18 protein-coding genes are annotated in these 17,079 nt (G+C 34.3%); 16 read left to right on the top strand and 2 right to left on the bottom strand.

Annotated features, from left to right (window positions below):
* Positions 1–94: 94 nt before the first annotated feature.
* Entirely contained in the window at positions 95–529 is a 435-nt protein-coding gene (locus FW780_RS12355) for a hypothetical protein (protein ID WP_149833907.1), read from the bottom strand.
* Between the two features lie 446 nt (positions 530–975).
* On the opposite strand from FW780_RS12355, the gene FW780_RS12350 reads away from it, so the two are divergent.
* From FW780_RS12350 to FW780_RS12305, 10 genes are all read left to right on the top strand, one after another.
* Complete coding sequence (locus FW780_RS12350) at positions 976–1,608, top strand: response regulator (protein ID WP_149833906.1); 633 nt, start codon at positions 976–978, stop codon at positions 1,606–1,608.
* A gap of 6 nt (positions 1,609–1,614) precedes the next feature.
* A complete protein-coding gene (locus tag FW780_RS12345) occupies positions 1,615–2,448 on the top strand; it encodes a hypothetical protein (protein WP_149833905.1) in 834 nt (277 codons plus the stop codon).
* A gap of 624 nt (positions 2,449–3,072) precedes the next feature.
* Positions 3,073–3,861, top strand: coding sequence for a sensor histidine kinase (locus FW780_RS12340; protein WP_149833904.1), 789 nt, complete (start codon positions 3,073–3,075; stop codon positions 3,859–3,861).
* 70 nt (positions 3,862–3,931) lie between these two features.
* On the top strand, positions 3,932–4,261 hold the full coding sequence (locus FW780_RS12335; protein WP_149833903.1) for a hypothetical protein: 330 nt from the start codon (positions 3,932–3,934) through the stop codon (positions 4,259–4,261).
* A 21-nt stretch (positions 4,262–4,282) separates the two neighbouring features.
* Positions 4,283–4,672 (top strand): hypothetical protein, encoded by a 390-nt coding sequence (locus FW780_RS12330; protein ID WP_149833902.1) that lies wholly within the window; start codon positions 4,283–4,285, stop codon positions 4,670–4,672.
* The gene (locus tag FW780_RS12325) at positions 4,669–5,892 is read left to right on the top strand and encodes a hypothetical protein (RefSeq protein ID WP_149833901.1); all 1,224 of its coding nucleotides are present in this window, start codon (positions 4,669–4,671) and stop codon (positions 5,890–5,892) included. The genes FW780_RS12330 and FW780_RS12325 overlap by 4 nt, the downstream gene beginning before the upstream one ends.
* 191 nt (positions 5,893–6,083) lie before the next feature.
* Positions 6,084–7,376 (top strand): phosphopyruvate hydratase, encoded by a 1,293-nt coding sequence (gene eno, locus FW780_RS12320; RefSeq protein WP_047422421.1) that lies wholly within the window; start codon positions 6,084–6,086, stop codon positions 7,374–7,376.
* 88 nt (positions 7,377–7,464) lie between these two features.
* Positions 7,465–8,751, top strand: coding sequence for a citrate synthase (locus FW780_RS12315; protein WP_047427632.1), 1,287 nt, complete (start codon positions 7,465–7,467; stop codon positions 8,749–8,751).
* Positions 8,752–8,867: 116 nt separating this feature from the next.
* A complete protein-coding gene (locus FW780_RS12310) occupies positions 8,868–9,929 on the top strand; it encodes a helix-turn-helix domain-containing protein (RefSeq protein WP_149833900.1) in 1,062 nt (353 codons plus the stop codon).
* Positions 9,930–10,009: 80 nt separating this feature from the next.
* Positions 10,010–12,184, top strand: coding sequence for a TonB-dependent receptor domain-containing protein (locus FW780_RS12305; RefSeq protein WP_149833899.1), 2,175 nt, complete (start codon positions 10,010–10,012; stop codon positions 12,182–12,184).
* Between the two features lie 35 nt (positions 12,185–12,219).
* Here FW780_RS12305 and FW780_RS22415 read toward each other — a convergent pair whose 3' ends face one another.
* Positions 12,220–12,384, bottom strand: coding sequence for a hypothetical protein (locus tag FW780_RS22415; RefSeq protein WP_167510705.1), 165 nt, complete (start codon positions 12,382–12,384; stop codon positions 12,220–12,222).
* 290 nt (positions 12,385–12,674) lie between these two features.
* Between FW780_RS22415 and FW780_RS12300 the strand changes: the two genes are divergently transcribed.
* From FW780_RS12300 to FW780_RS12275, 6 genes are all read left to right on the top strand, one after another.
* A complete protein-coding gene (locus FW780_RS12300; protein ID WP_034694718.1) occupies positions 12,675–13,589 on the top strand; it encodes a dimethylarginine dimethylaminohydrolase family protein in 915 nt (304 codons plus the stop codon).
* 64 nt (positions 13,590–13,653) lie between these two features.
* The gene (locus FW780_RS12295) at positions 13,654–14,061 is read left to right on the top strand and encodes a four helix bundle protein (protein ID WP_149833898.1); all 408 of its coding nucleotides are present in this window, start codon (positions 13,654–13,656) and stop codon (positions 14,059–14,061) included.
* A 52-nt stretch (positions 14,062–14,113) separates the two neighbouring features.
* Positions 14,114–15,037 (top strand): citrulline utilization hydrolase CtlX, encoded by a 924-nt coding sequence (gene ctlX, locus FW780_RS12290; RefSeq protein WP_149833897.1) that lies wholly within the window; start codon positions 14,114–14,116, stop codon positions 15,035–15,037.
* 20 nt (positions 15,038–15,057) lie between these two features.
* Positions 15,058–15,417 (top strand): S-adenosylmethionine decarboxylase family protein, encoded by a 360-nt coding sequence (locus FW780_RS12285; RefSeq protein ID WP_121486271.1) that lies wholly within the window; start codon positions 15,058–15,060, stop codon positions 15,415–15,417.
* Between the two features lie 2 nt (positions 15,418–15,419).
* The gene (locus FW780_RS12280; RefSeq protein ID WP_149833896.1) at positions 15,420–16,877 is read left to right on the top strand and encodes a DUF4178 domain-containing protein; all 1,458 of its coding nucleotides are present in this window, start codon (positions 15,420–15,422) and stop codon (positions 16,875–16,877) included.
* Complete coding sequence (locus tag FW780_RS12275; protein ID WP_241676903.1) at positions 16,838–17,068, top strand: hypothetical protein; 231 nt, start codon at positions 16,838–16,840, stop codon at positions 17,066–17,068. Before FW780_RS12280 ends, FW780_RS12275 begins: the two co-directional genes overlap by 40 nt.
* Positions 17,069–17,079: the final 11 nt, after the last annotated feature.

Raw genomic sequence — 17,079 nt, 5'->3', positions numbered from 1 at the left:
GATTCCGGATGGCTTTTTTATTTTTTAAATAATTCAGAATAATCTGAGCAGTCATCAACTAAAATGTCCCTCAATATAGAGAGACATTGCTATTTTAGATCTTTGTTCTTTTCAATTCAATAATATTATTACCCTGCTCTAGGTGAAGGCTGTCTCCTTTTACCCTTGCTGTCATATCATCTTTCTTGTAAATTGTTTCATCACCTTTGGTTTCCGTCTTAGGTAATGTAAAAGTTTTCTTATTGCTGGTAATGGCTACTGTACTTTCTTTCGGATCGTTTTTGAATACGACTTTTACTAACGTTCCATCTGTAGCTTTATAAACAAAATCTGTTTTTACAATTTTCTGCCCGTTTACATCTACTGTTGAAGAACCTTGTGTTATCGAATCTATTTTTCCGTTGTTGTCTGTAACCAGAGTTTCTGAGGAATCTGTTTTGATAACACTTTTGTTTCCGCTCTCATTTTTTTTACAGCTGATAACTGTTAATGCAAGTACAGCACCTAGTGCTAAAAGACTTTTTTTCATGATTATATTATTTGTTAGTTACGATGATTTTTATTTTTTAAATTTTACAAAAATCATGCCTGACAATATGAGAAATTTCTGTTGATTTTGAAATATATTTTTCTTCTTTTTCTCTTTAAAATAAAGTGATTTCCCAGAAGGTAACGCCAAAAATGAAATGAATATTATCTGATAAATAAAAATTCATTCAGTACCTGTTCCAAAGAAATGAATTTTTCTTGTATTAATATCTGATTTTCAAATATTAAATTATCATATGTTTATCATTTGTTTTATTATGTTGATATTAATTTAAATTAATATTGGTTTTTAAATGAAAAATTGATTAAATTTAGTAAAACTAAAAAGACTAAACCACCATTGTCAACTCAAGTGTCAATATCACCCAAAGGTGTAATTGATTTCAATTTATTTTCTGTTGAAATTTGCTACAAACAAAGAAAGTCATGAGTATTTCCATCGCCATAGTAGAAGACGAAAAAAACTACAACAATGCGTTGAAGAAAGTAATCAATTACCAACAGGATATGAAGGTAATTGCTCAGTTCTTTGATGGAAATGATGCCATGCAAAACCTTCCTGCTATTTCCCCCGATGTCGTGATGATGGATATCCAGTTGCAGGACATGCTCGGGATTGAAATCATAGAAAAGCTGCGAAAAGAAATGCCCAATACACAGTTCATTATGTGTACCAGCTTTGATGACGATGAAAAGATCTTTAATTCTTTAAAAGCCGGTGCGATGGGCTATCTTGTAAAAGGAGAAAGTATGGACAAAATCCTCTCTTCTATCCGGGATGTATACCAGGGTGGAGCGCCTATGAGTTTTTCCATTGCCCGAAAAGTTCTCAAACATTTTGAAAGAAAACTCCCGGAAATTAAAGGTTTCGATGAACTTACAGAGCGCGAAAAGGAAATTCTTGAACTTCTTTCAGAGGGACTTCTTTACAAAGAAATTGCGGACAAGAAATGCATCAGTATTGATACGGTGAAAAAGCATGTCGGAAATATCTACAGAAAACTTCACGTAAACAATAAAGTGGAGGCTATTAATAAATTTAACAATTTTAAAAACTAAGAAATCATGGACACAAAAGAAACAGAAAGAATGGCATCATCTCAAATGTCTTTATCTAAGGCGAGAAATTTTGGTACAGAAATGATAAAAATACCAAGATTAATAGCTGATAGAATGAAAGAAAAATTTAAACTAAGTATTGCTCCCGTCTTTATAGGTAAAAGTGTTGGCTTTAAAGAAATTTACACTTTAAGTTTAGACAATTTGGAAGATATGCTGTGGGTTGTAGAGAATGACAAAGATACTTACAATCACATTAGGATACATTTTACTCATTATAAGGATGAGTTTAGTGGTAGTTATTCTCAGTTGAGTGGATTTGAAAATTCTTTGTGCCTAATGTATTCAAGAGCATTAGATAGAACTGAATTAAATGAGTATAATGCAATATATTCATCATATAATCAAGTTCATGTAAGAAAAGGAGACCTTGATGTGGTAAAGGAAAAATTTAAAGCTTTATTTCAGTCACTAGTTGGGGGTACAATAACTACAGGGGAGGGATATACAAGTTTTGTAATGATCCCCAGAATAGAGTTATTAGCGTATTATTCTAAGATTCTACTTTATAATAAATACCATAATGATAATAAAATTGTTACAATCAATGTTTGTCTAGCAAGTACTTTGGAGGCAGCTGAAATAAGAGAGCTTGAAACTTATGGTATTGAAAATGGTGAAATTGAGGTGTCTTCATTAGAAGTCAAAAAGTTAATTGATAGAGCTTATTCACCTAATCAGTTAACAGTAGTTTTTGATTCTATTGATGAAAGTAATAAGGTTGTGGATAATGTTTCAGATTATGATATGAATTCTCTCTGTCCAAATCAGTGTCCATGATTCTGAATTTAGTTTACGAAATTGTTGTTTTGATAAGTTTTGTTTATTCATTATATATTGGATTAATTAAAGATAAGTCCAAACAACAATTTTATTTTTTTTTATATCTATTGATGGTCATATTGATAGATATTATTCCTGTAAATATGTATACTTTGATAAAATTTAATAGGAATATACTGTTTACAATTTATATTATTTTGTCAATACTTTATTTTGGTTGTATATATCAAATGAGTATAAAGAATAAAGTTTTTAGAGTTTTGAATTTTCTACTTTCAATAACTTTAATTTCCTTTATTTTTTACAAATCACAAATCCAGAATGTTGAGAAATTAGAATTTATTTCCATTATAAGTCTTCCTGTCTTTTTTATTTTTATTTCAATATCATGGTATATTTTTAAACTGAAAAATGTAAATGAAAAGACTATTGTAAGTGATTTTTTATTTTGGATAAGTTCTGCAATTTTAATTTGGTCTGTAGTTTTTATTTTCAGAGCTATTCCAATGTATTTTCTTCAAAAAAATGATTCTGGCTTACTGAATTTCTTAATATCAGTTTTTTCTTTAATTAATATAGTAACGTATCTTTTATTTCTAGTAGGACTAATATTTGTTAATAATGAACCAACTTCCAGAAGAATTTAAGTTTACTTACATACTTGCTTCTATCATAATGTTGTTCTTTGTAGGCTTCATTATTTTCGTAGTATTAATGTATAATAGAAAGCAGCTTCTGTATCTGAAAGAACAGCAGCTCAAAGAAGCTGAACATCAAAACCAGCTCTTACAGAAAGAACTCGAAAAACAAAAAGTTCTCGAACAGGAACGCGAACGTATCTCCCACGATATGCATGATGATCTGGGAGCAGGAATTTCTGCATTGAAACTTCAGGCAGAATTTTTAAAACAGAGAGCAGAAGGTGAGGAGTTGCAGAGTGATATTGATGAACTTCTGAAAACGTCTGAAGAAATGAATATTTCTATGCGTGAAATGCTTTGGAGTCTGAATTCAGGAAATGATACATTAGGCAGTTTCATTGATTATGCCATGTCATATACCGGGAATTTTCTAAAGAAAACAAAAATAGTATTGCTTTCACAATGTGAAGATATCGTGGCAGAAACTTCTATTTCTACTGAAATGAGGCGTAATCTTTTTCTCTGTTTAAAAGAAGCCGTGAATAATGTTTATAAACATAGCCATGCAGATACCTTGAAACTTTCATTTTCACAGGAGAAAAATAACTTTTCCATGAAAATATCTGATAACGGAATCGGTATTCCGGATGGCCAAAAAGAAGGGAATGGTCTCAGAAATATGAAAAGAAGAATGAATGAGCTATCAGGTGAATGTAATATTTCATCCAAAAACCCTGGAACCTGCCTGATTTTTAAAATAATAGTATAGAAATTACCCTTTTGTGTAATTGACTGGTGTGTTTTTAAGAGGGAAATTTGATATATAAAAACCAAAAGCCATGAAAACTCTTATTAATGACAGTATTGGAGATTTAGAAGCTGCTTTAAAAAATAACACTGATCTTCAGGAAAAATTTAAAATCAATCCTGTAGAAGCTATGAAAGATGTGCAAATAAGAAATCCCAAAGACACAGATTATTGGATCTACAGAATTATAGTGATTATGCTTGGGCTGGCAGTAATTACCATTATAGCAGGACTTATTCTTATTGCTTACTGGAATGATGGTGCAGCTAAAGATAATCAGCTGGTCACCATTTTTGCTACCATTTCATCAGGAGCTATAGGAGCTTTAGCGGGGCTTTTATCTCCTACACCTAGAAAATAAAATAACTTAAAAAACCATGTCATGAAAGCTTTAAAATCATCAAAAACTTTAAAATTTGATCTGGAAGATAATCAGGATGTATTTTTAGAAATCACGGTATCAACAACAGCTACCTGTAATACTCTCGTTACCATTCCTGATGTAAAAGAATTTGAATATGAGAAAAGGGAAAAGATAGGAACCTTTAAAGATCTCAAAGGAAAAACCATTGAAATTAATCATGAATTTTCGTTTGAAGGTATTCCTAAGAAAAATTTGGATAATGCAATTCAACAAACGCAGATTACTTACTCTGTTCTTAATGTAATTGGACCTTTACAGCCTTTTAAAAAAAGAACTAGTAAGGATTTGGATAGTGATGATAGGATTAGTTCGGTGAAATTTATAACTATAGAACACATTACCTTATGAAAAACTATATTCTCATACTGATTCTCTTTCCTGTGATCTTTTATGCACAGCAAAAAAAAGATATTGATATCGAATTGAAAGAGTTAGAAATTACAACGGCACCATCAGTTGTACTTTTAGGAGTTTCTCCATCAGAACTTGAAATTGTTAAATCAAAAAAAGCACTTGTATTAAGTTTGGTGAATTCATTTAAAAAAAGTGAGGGAATTCCGGATAGCTATGCCTTTGAAGTTACTCCATTCTGGTTATTGCCATCAAGTAATATGAATTCCTCTAAATATGCCGGATATAGTACTGTGAAGGTAGGTGAAAATGAAGTAAAGCATAAATGGAATGCTTTCAGTGAAGTTAAAAAAGCATCTTTTTCATTAGGATTCGTAAGAGATTTGTCATTAGGCAAAGACGATGAAATGAAAAACCCGTCCTTTGCTTTCAGTGTAAGAAGTACTTTGATAAGAGTTCGGACAAAGAAAAACAAGGATTCAATTCTCGCTCATGATGCCAGACTCAGAAATGTATTAAGTAATATTAATAAGGATTGGGTACATTCAAAAGAACACAAAGATTTAACTGATTCATGTAATAGAGTAGATATTAGAGGTGATGCACGAGCTGAAATTTTTGAAAAAGGTAAAGCACGTTTTAAAAAGAAATTTTCTGAAAAATATAAAAGCTCTAAAGAAGCAGATTATTATAGAAATCTCCTGGAAGCTCCTCCTCTCATTTCTGCAGACTTTGCAGGTGGTTACAGTACCTTTTTTTCTGATAATAAATTTTCAAACAATCACTTCGGAAAATTAGGGTTTTGGTTAACACTTAACACAGGATTTGACTTTACTAAAAATGATGAGCCTAATGTAGAAAAAAGACTTAATTTTTATGGAATAGTCAGATATCTTGATGATGGAACGAATCTGGATGCTAATCAGGCATTTCTTAGATCTAAAAATTATGATTTCGGTGGGAAGGCAGAATTTACTTATAAAAGATTTTCTATTTCTTATGAATACATCTATCGTATTAATGATATCGAAAATACATTCCGTTCCAGTGGTCTGATTGCCTATAAGGTTTCTGATAAAGTATATATTAATGCAGCCTTCGGAAAAAATTACGGAGAAAAAGATAATCTTATTTCATTTTTGGGTCTTAACTGGGGACTGGATTCTGAAAAGAAGAGTGTTTTTGTAGATCCTCCTGACGAAAAAAAAGTTCAATAATTACATCATAACTTAGAATAAAAACCTTTTTGAAGTGAATTTTCAAAAAGGTTTTTTATTTCTTTTCAAAAGAGAATTATCATAATATAAATTAACTAAAATTTAACTTGGATTTATTTCAAAAAAATCCCTCGAAATACCCCTGAAAGTTAAATTTTGATTAAATTTGTCTAAACTAAAAAAAATAAAAAATGAGTGCAATTTCTTATATAGAAGCAAGACAGATTTTAGATTCCAGAGGTAACCCTACCATCGAAGTAGATGTATTTACAGAAAGCGGGGCAATGGGCCGTGCTGCTGTACCTTCAGGAGCATCTACAGGAGAACACGAAGCGGTAGAATTACGTGACGGTGGGTCAGAATATCAGGGAAAAGGAGTTCTGAAAGCTGTTGAAAATGTAAAAGAAGTAATTGCAGAGAATTTAGTGGGACAGCCGGTTTTTGAACAAAACTATATTGATCAGATTATGATTGATCTGGATGGAACGGCTAACAAAGGAAATCTAGGTGCTAATGCTATTCTTGGTGTTTCTTTGGCCGTAGCAAGAGCTGCAGCTGCAGAATTGGGAATGCCACTTTATAAATATGTAGGAGGAGTGAATGCAAACACACTTCCTGTTCCAATGATGAATGTAATTAATGGGGGATCTCACTCAGATGCTCCTATCGCATTTCAGGAATTTATGATCATGCCGGTAAAAGCAGATTCTTTCTCTCATGCATTGAGAAAAGGAACTGAAATTTTCCACAATCTTAAATCTATTCTTCATTCAAGAGGTTTATCTACTGCGGTAGGTGACGAAGGTGGTTTTGCTCCTACTTTCAAAGGAACTGAAGATGCTTTGGATACTTTGCTTCAGGCAATTGAAAAAGCAGGATACAAACCTGGTGATGACATCATGTTAGCGCTAGACTGTGCGGCTTCAGAATTCTATAAAGACGGAATTTATGATTACAGAAAATTCCAGACTCCGGATGCAGCTCAGTTTTCAAGCAGCGAGCAGGTTTCTTACTTAGCAGAACTGGCTGCAAAATACCCAATCATTTCCATTGAAGACGGTATGCAGGAAAATGACTGGGAAGGTTGGAAAATGTTAACGGATAAAATCGGTGACAGAGTACAGTTGGTAGGAGATGATTTATTTGTGACCAACGTAGAAAGACTATCCAGAGGAGTAAAAGAAAATATTGCTAACTCTATCCTTGTAAAAGTAAACCAAATTGGTTCTCTTTCTGAAACAATGGCAGCCGTACAAATGGCTCAGAACAACAAATTCACTTCAGTAATGTCTCACAGATCAGGAGAAACTGAAGATTCTACAATCGCTGATTTAGCAGTAGCAATGAACTGTGGACAGATCAAAACAGGTTCAGCTTCAAGATCAGACAGAATGGCTAAATACAATCAATTATTGAGAATTGAAGAAGCTTTAGGCGAAACTGCAATTTTCCCAGGATTGGAAGCTTTTAAAATCAAAAGATAATTAATCGAATTTATAAATAACGGCAAGCGAAATTTTTAGTTTGCCGTATTTTATGGAAAGTGGTATATTTAAAAAAAATAAATAAATAATGTCAGACAACAAAGTAATATTGAATTACGACGGTAATTCATATGAATATCCAATCGTGGATAGTACTATCGGAGACAGAGGGATTGATATTTCAAAATTAAGAGACCAGACAGGTTTGATCACTCTGGATTTAGGTTACAAAAATACAGGAGCTACTATTAGCGACATCACTTACTTAGACGGAGATAAAGGAGAATTATTCTACAGAGGTTATCCAATTGAGCAGATTGCTGAAAAATCTAACTTCACGGAAGTAATGTATCTTTTATTACATGGAGAATTGCCTACTCAGGATCAGTTTACTTCATTCGACAACAATATTAAAAAATATAACTTCATCGCAGACGAAATGAAAAAAATCATTGATGTTTTTCCTCGTTCTGCTCACCCTATGGGAGTTTTATCTTCTTTAACTTCTGCTTTAACAGCCTTCAACCCGAAAGCAGTTAACGTAAACTCTAAAGAAGAAATGGATCACGCAGCTGAGCTGATGATCGCTAAGTTCTCTCACCTTTGTGCTTGGACTTACAGAAAAACTCAAGGTTTACCATTAAACCACGGAGATAACAACCTAAACTACGTAGAGAACTTCTACAAAATGGCATTCAGATTACCAAACGCTGATTTTGAAATCGATCCGGTAGTTGTAAATGCTTTAGATAAATTATTAATCCTTCACGCAGATCACGAACAAAACTGTTCTACTTCTACAGTAAGAATGGTAGGTTCTGCTCATACAGGTCTTTTCGCTTCAATCTCTGCTGGGGTATCTGCACTTTGGGGACCTCTTCACGGTGGTGCTAACCAGGCAGTAATCGAAATGCTTGAATTGATCGAAAAAGATGGTGGTGATGTATCTAAATATGTTGCTAAAGCTAAAGATAAAGCTGATAACTTCCGTCTAATGGGATTCGGACACAGAGTTTACAAAAACTTCGACCCAAGAGCGAAAATCATCAAGAAAGCTGCTGACGATATCCTTACAGCATTAGGTATCCAGGATAAAGCTCTTGACATTGCAATGCAGTTAGAAAGAGTAGCTCTTGAAGACGAGTACTTCGTAGAAAGAAAACTATATCCAAACGTAGACTTCTATTCTGGTATCATCTACAGAGCGTTAGGAATTCCTACAGAAATGTTTACAGTAATGTTTGCATTAGGAAGACTTCCGGGATGGATTTCTCAATGGAAAGAAATGAGACTGAAAGGAGACCCAATCGGAAGACCAAGACAGGTTTACCAAGGGGCTCAGGAAAGAAACTACATCGATATTGCAAGCAGATAATATTTGCTTTCATCATAAAAAAAATCCCAAAGTTAGCTTTGGGATTTTTTTATGATATTTTACAAAATCGGATATAATAATTTTATTAAATTTACTACTGTAAAAATTAATATCCAATGACTTTCGGAGAACATATGCTATTTTTTTTCAGCGCATTGGGTGCTTTCAATGGGCTTTTGCTTGGCATTTATCTGCTGTTTGTCAAAAGGCTGAAAAATTTGCAGGATTTCTTTCTGGGAGTTTTGCTTTTAATGTTAAGCATAAGAGTTGGGATAGCAGTTTGCATGTACTTTTATCCGGAATTACCTAGGATTATTCCGCATTTGGGGATGGCTGCATTGTTTTTTGCAGGTCCTGCTTTATACTATTATATTAAATCTTCCTTTTATCAGGAACAGTTTGATCTGAATTCATCCAGGAAGACCTTTGGATTTTTAACCCTTCTTTTGGGAACTGTTGGATTGTTATATTTAGTCTTTCCGGTGACATGGGATCATTATTTTGGAACTTTTATATACACCGTTTGGTCGGTATTTATTTGTCTTACGGTTTATCAGTATTATATTTTTTCGAAGCAGAATATTGTAAAGACTAACAAATTTGTCCTTCCGGTTCTGATAAGCAATGTGATTATCTTTTTGACTTATCAGCTGATTTCAACGGGTTGGGTGCAGATCTATTGTGCAGGTGGAAGTTTAGTCTTTTCCTTCGTTCTGTATGCTAACTTTTTAATTTTATTCAATAAAAAAGATCAGCAGATTCCGGTGAAAGAAACAGAGAGATATTCCAATAAAAAAATTTCCGAAGAACAGGCTGACAGTTTTGTATCAAAGTTAGAAAGATTGATGAGTACTGAAGAGCTGTATAAAAATCCAAACCTTAAATTGAGCGACCTATCTGTAAAAATGAATATGTCTACGCATCAGCTTTCCCAGCTGCTAAATGATAATTTAGGGAAAAGTTTTTCTACATGCATCAATGAATACAGAATCAATGAAGCCTGTGAGAAAATAGAAAACGGGTCTTATTTAAAGATTGAAGAGATAGGCTATGAGGTAGGATTTAATTCCAAATCCACTTTCTTTTCGACTTTCAAGAAAATTAAAAATACAACCCCTCTTTTATACAAACAATCACAAACCCTTACTGAGCCTAGGTTTCAGAGTTCAAATTTATAATTCAGTACTGCGGAATTTCAATTTCAAAACCGCTTTTTTACAACAAGCCTATACTTTTGGTATCATAAAATTTAAAATTTATGATAATCAAATTGTGGCTATTGTTATTCCTGTTATTTCTCTCCATTTTTGGGAAAGCACAGGAAATTGTAAAAAGGAATGTTTCGGATTCTCTGAACCAAACAAAATCTGCCACCACAACTATTTCAGAAATTATTCTTCAGTCAGTTCCTAGAAAGATGAAGTTGAATGATGGAAACCTGGTTGTATCTGTTGCAGGAAACAAAGATTTTAAAACCTCTATTCACCTTCTTGACGTTTTAAGAAAAACACCCGGTGTTACGGTAGATCAGGAAGACGGAATTTTTATTGGTGGAAGAATTACTCCCGCAATTTTTATTGATGGCAAGCCTGTTGTGATGAGTAATCAGGAAATACAGGCGTATTTACGGTCTTTATCACCTGAAATGGTAGAATCTATAGAAGTAAATACCAATCCGTCTTCAAAATATGATGCCGAATTTAAAGGAATTATTGATATTAAATTAAAGAAAAATACCAGTCTCGGTTGGAAAGCAAGTTATAATAGCAATGTGTATATTAATAAATTCAACTACAGGGAGAATGCATTTAATACATCTTATCATACAGGAAAAGTGACATACAGCCTTCAGGCGGGCTATAATGAAGGTATTTCAAGCTATCGTTATCAGGCTCTACAGCGGCTGGCAAATACCAATATTATGCGTACCCATACGTATCAGGAAGATTTCGGGAAGGTGTACAATATTCAGATGGGAGCTGATTTCAGACTGAATGATAAAAACAGACTGGGGATCAGTCTGAGAGGGAATTTCAGGAATAATGATCGTATACGAAACGGATCACTTTTTACTACCGATAAAAATGAAACCCAAACAATATTGAATACTGCCAGTGAAAATCCCACCCGTTATTTACAAAATAATTATGGAATTACCACCGATTATTCTTTTCAAAACAAAGGATTTAAATTCAGTTTTTTAGGAAACTATCTTTCAGTTAAAAATAAACAGGATGATGATTTTATTAATAGAGATCAAGCTACAGCGAATCTCTTATCTTATTGGAAATCTGACCTACTTAACAAAATTAATATCTATACTGCTCAGATAGATGCTTCTCAAAAAATTAACAATGCAGATATTGAGGCAGGAGTTAAATACAGTAATTCAAATACTCAAAATAATATCAGGTATGATACATTGTCTGTCGGAAACCAGTTTGTTTTTGATCCTGCGAGAAGCAATGTGTTTTCATATAAAGAAAAAATTTGGGCAGGCTATCTGTCATACAAACAGAAAATAGGTAACTTACAGATCAATGCAGGGTTAAGATTTGAAAATACAAACAGTATTTCTAATGCAATTACCGTGGATTCCGTTGTTGCAAGAAACTATCTGAAATGGCTGCCTTCATTAAGTGCAAATTATACTTTTAATAAGTCCAGTGAACTTTCACTTTCTTACAGCAGGAAAATAACAAGACCGGTTTTCTCTCAGCTTAATCCGTTCCGGTTTTATTTCAGTCCGTTAAATTACTGGATAGGAAATCCTTATCTTCTTCCTTCCTTTACGAGTCAGATCAAAGCAACCTACCGCTATAAAAACTGGATTACAAGCCTTACACTCGGAAAAGAAAAAGATGTGATGACACGTTATCCCCTGTACAATCCGGAAACGAATGTCTTAGAATATCTGGGAACGAATCTTCCGTACCGGAACTTTGCTGTCCTGGAAACAAGTTTTCCAATCAGAATTACAAAATGGTGGAATCTCACGAGCCAGATTGCAGGATATTACAACTATGAGTTCAGACCTTATCTGGATGAGGTTTTTGCATTGAATATCTATAATTATGAAGTAAGATTGAATCAGGTATTTTCGCTTCCAAAAGGATTTACCGTAAATCTATTTGCCAATTATGAGTCTAAAACGGGGAACAGTCTTTACATTATCAAGCCAAGATATACTATAGATGTATCAGTACAAAAGTCATGGTTTGATAATAAACTGAACACAAAAATAGGTTTTAATAATCTTCTGGATTCCTACGAACAACGACTGGAATTCCGGCACAAGCAGATTATGGATAATCGTTTTACCCATTGGTGGGATAGCAGCAGGTTGGTTTTCTCGCTTAATTATTCCCTGGGTAGCTCAAAATATCAGGTTAAAGAAACGCAGAAGACAGAAGAAGAAAACAGAGCGAGATAAGAAAGCCTGCTTGAAAAAGCAGGCTTTCATTTTTATTAAGGACATTGGCATCTGTCGCATGTCCAGATATAGCAGTTTCCTGCGTCATCCCATTCACAGCATCTTCTGCCTGTTGAGATTGGCGCACCTCCCATTACAGATTTTTGTTGATCTCTTCCTAATTTTTGTGCGTTTTTCAGCACTGAATTGTTCTTGTTCATAACTTTGATTTTTGGTGTTAATAGTTAAGTTTTATGAGATATAATTTCGCGAAAATTATATCACTAATATAGGAAATTAAATAATAGAATTATCTGTTTTTTTGTTCTTATGTAGATGGAAAATAGCAAGTTGTAGATGTTTTTGGAACTATTCACTACAGTTAGCTGCGTAAACAAGGAAATTTTGTTGAAGAGTGGTGGTTTTGGAGATCAAATTTAATACATAAAATAATCCAAAAGTTTTACAGGTAGAGACCTTTACTTATATTTGTAGTATTGCATAAATCTTTATGAGACTAAACATTAAAAACGAAACGGGTAGGCTGAAGTCAGTGGTTCTAGGCCAGCCTAATTCACTGGGAGCAGTTCCCACACTAGAGGAAAGTTATGACGCAAAGTCATATTACTCAATCGAACACAACATTTATCCTAAAGAAGAGGATATCATTAATGAAATGAACGCTTTTGAAGCGGTTCTAAAAAAGTATGACGTTGAAGTACTGCGTCCAAGTATCATCAAAGATTACAACCAGGTTTTTTCCAGAGATGTTGCCTTTGTGATTGATGACAAGATGATCATTTCCAATGTGATCGCAGACAGAGCAGACGAGCAGGAAGCATACAAAAGCGTTTTTGAGAAAGTAGCATGGAGAAAGATCATCAACCTTCCGGAAACTGCACATATTGAAGGAGGAGACGTTATCGTATGGAATGATTTTATTTTTATCGGAACCTGCTTCAGCGAAGATTACAGAAACTATAAGACGGCAAGAACAAATGAATATGCCATTGAAATCTTAAAAGAATATTTTCCAAAGAAAAGAATTATTGACCTGGAACTGAAGAAAAACGATAAAGTTCCTTTTGAAGGCATTTTGCACCTGGATTGTACATTTAATCCGGTAGGAGAAGACAAATGTATTATTTATAAAAACGGATTCGTAGATGAAAGCGACTATCGTTTGATCATCGATATTTTCGGAGAAGAAAACTGCTTCCACATCAATGATGAAGAGATGTTTGAAATGTTCCCAAATATCTTCTCTATTTCTCCTGATGTAGTAGTTTCAGACAAAGCATTCACCAGAATGAATGACCATTTGAGAAACGAGTGGGGAATGACCGTTGAAGAAATTCCTTACAGAGAAATCTCTAAAATGGGTGGTTTGTTGAGATGCTCTACAATGCCGCTTGTGAGAGAATAATTGAGTGGGAGAGTTTGAGTGTTTGAGAGTCGGAGTGTTTTTAATTGTAAATAAGTATTAGTGTATGTCAACAGTTAGATTTCATCAGGACTTAAAAGTTTATCAAAAATCATTTGAAAACGCACAACTGATTTATGAACTCTCAAAATCTTTTCCAAAAGAAGAACTTTACTCTCTTACAGACCAGATAAGAAGATCATCACGATCTGTAACGGCTAATATCAGCGAAGCTTGGGGGAAAAGAAAATATGAAAAATCCTTCATCGCTAAACTTACAGACTCGGAGGGAGAAGCAAGAGAAACACAAACATGGCTTCAATTTGCTTTTGCCTGCAATTATATGAATGAAGCGCAATATAATAATTTGCACAACCAGTATAACCAAATAATAGGAATGTTAATTAGTATGATAGGGCAGTCAGAAAAATGGTGTTCATTTTCTCCGATGAATAGAGAAGAAAAGAACTTATAAACCGTTGCAAAGACTCTCAAACTCTCATACACTAATACCCTCAAACTTAAAAATGCAAACAACAGATACCGTATTAATGATAGAACCGATTGCATTCGGTTACAACGCTGAGACAGCAAAAAACAATTACTTTCAGGTAGAACAGACGGGTTCTGATATCCAGTCAAAAGCTTTGGCAGAGTTCAATACCTTTGTTGGAAAGCTGAGAGGAAAAGGAATTAATGTGATCACTATAAAAGACACATTAGATCCTCATACTCCGGATTCTATTTTCCCGAATAACTGGGTGAGTTTCCATAAAGACGGAAAGGTAGTTTTATATCCAATGTTCGCTTCCAACAGAAGAGTGGAAAGAAGAGAAGATATCATTGAAAGCATCAAAGATCAGGGCTTTGAAGTTACTGACATTGATGACTGGTCTTTTCCTGAAACTCAGGGACATTTCCTGGAAGGAACAGGAAGTATGATTTTCGACCACGATAATAAAATTGCTTACGGATCTGTTTCTTTGAGACTGGATGAAAAACTGTTCAGAGAATTCTGTGCAAAATTCGGGTTCACTCCGGTTGTTTTCCATTCATTTCAGACGGTAGGAACAGAAAGGCTTCCTATCTATCACACCAACGTAATGATGTGCGTGGCAGATAAATTTGTAGTAATCTGTCTTGATTGTATTGATGATGAGCTGGAAAGAGAAAAGGTAGTGGAAACTATTAAAGGTTCCGGAAAAGAAATCATCGAAATTTCAGAAGAGCAAATGCAGCAGTTTGCAGGAAACATGCTTCAGGTTCAGAACAAAGACGGTGAAAAATTTTTGGTGATGAGCCAGACAGCTTATCAGTCTTTAACTACAGAGCAGGTAGCGGCTATTGAAAAATACTGCGAAATTATCTATTCAGACCTGAATACTATTGAAGTAAACGGAGGAGGAAGTGCAAGATGTATGCTTGCTGAGGTTTTTCTTCCAAAAAAATAATATATTTACGAAAAAATTAATTGAACCCATTATCAAGTAAAGGTTTACATATTCTTCTGACTTTGGAAACAGAGTCAGAAGATTTGTTATTAGACAGCAAAGGTTTTCTGACGTTTACAGAAGAGATTCTGAAAACCAAAGAAGTGGAAATTGTAGGAGTTACCAATCATATTTTTGAGAATGATAGCTTTACTTCCGCAGTGATCCTTAAAGAATCTCACCTTTGTATCCACACGTGGCCGGAATTTAAACAGCTTACTTTCGATGTTTTCCTTTGCAATTATACACAGGACAATACCACAAAAGTAGAGCAGATTGCAGATGAAGTGGTTCAGTATTTTAAAGCTAATACCATTCAAAAACACAAAATTTACAGATAAAAATGCACTATGTCTGCCCAGCATGCGAATCAGAAAATAAAATAGATCTCACCTTTCCTGTTGAAGAATATGTTTGTAAAACCTGTTCTCATCTCATTGATGCAGCCGGGAACAAGCAAACCAAACATTTGAAAGTCCCGACAGAAAATGTTGTATTGGACGTCGGGCAAAAAGGAAAAATTGAAGATGTAGAATATACAGTAGTTGCTATAATTGTCAAAAGATATGGCACCAATATTTTCTGGCGTGAATACTATTTAAAAGACAGCAAAGGAAATGATGCTTTCCTGAGTGAAAGTGATGGCCATTGGGTTTTCCTGATTTCTATTCAGCCTAACGATTTTAACAGTAAAAGTTCAAAACTGGCAAGTTATGCGGAAAGAACTTATCGATGGTACGAAACCTCTCCATGCAGTATCTATGCAGCTGCCGGATTTTTTGATGAGCATCTGGATTTCAATCTTGCCACTTACAAAGAATATGTCAACGGAACCCGTATGATCTCAAAGGAAACAGTGGGTAAAAAAAATCAATATTTCTACGGAGTTCACATTTCAAAATACGATGTTAAAAGAGCTTTTAAAATAGCTCATATGCCTTATTACACAGGAGTAGGCATCGTACAGCCATATTATTTTGATATTAAGCAGGCTATAAACATTTTTTGTATAGCAGCATTACTGATATGTTTGTGTCAGTTGTATGTTTATACATCAAGAACTAATGAAACCGTTTTTGCACAGACCATCAATTTTACAGATGTACAGGACAAAGAAATGGTGAGCAACAGTTTTACCCTTTCAGGAGGCTCAGCACCATTAAAAGTGAATGCATTTTCAGGGGTTGATAATTCCTGGGCAAACATCCAGCTGAGTCTAGTGAATGAAAAGACCAATGAAATTATCTATACCTCCAAAGATATAGAACAATATCATGGTTACGAAGATGGGGAAAGCTGGTCAGAAGGAAGCCAGTCAGAAGATTTTAATCTTTGTGGAGTAAGTTCCGGGAAGTATCACTTTCTTATTTCTGCAGAGAAGGATGGTGCTTTACCTACCTTTTCCGGTCTTATGTCTCCGGATTCAAAGGTTACGGTATCACGGGATAGATCAGGAATTATAGGGATTACTAACCTTCTTAGTGGGCAAACCACAACTTTTACAGATGGAAAGATACTGGAAAAAGATACTTCGGAAGTAGCCAGACTTACTAAAAAGTCTTTCGGTACTCAAAAGCTGGATTCCCTGATTAATGCTGAAGCACTTAGACTCACTTCAGATCCCATTTCAAGCAATACCTATGTACAGCTCAAAGCAACCTGGCTTCCCGTTTCATTCTGGAACTTCGGATTTATTATCTTCATCATGGTCGCCCTGTTTGTAGCGATGTGGATAGGAAAGTATTTCTTTAATGTGAATAAATGGAAGAACAGTTCAAACTCACCTTATGCCACATCATGATGACTAATATTTTAAATTACATAAGACAAAACTGGATACTCTGCCTGGCAGGAGGATTTTTCCTGACATGGTTTGTATATCTTACTTACCAGGGAAATCAGGTATGCGATTGTGCCAAAACAGAAAAATACCGTGACGGAACCACAAGAAGTCATTCCAGAGCAGGATTCTACAGATACTATCACAAATAAAAATATAAAAC

It is taken from the genome of Chryseobacterium sediminis, assembly GCF_008386505.1.
Lineage (GTDB): Bacteria > Bacteroidota > Bacteroidia > Flavobacteriales > Weeksellaceae > Chryseobacterium > Chryseobacterium sediminis.
The sequence above is the reverse complement of the archived record's forward strand: the minus strand, read 5'-3'. Positions and strand labels throughout refer to the sequence as shown.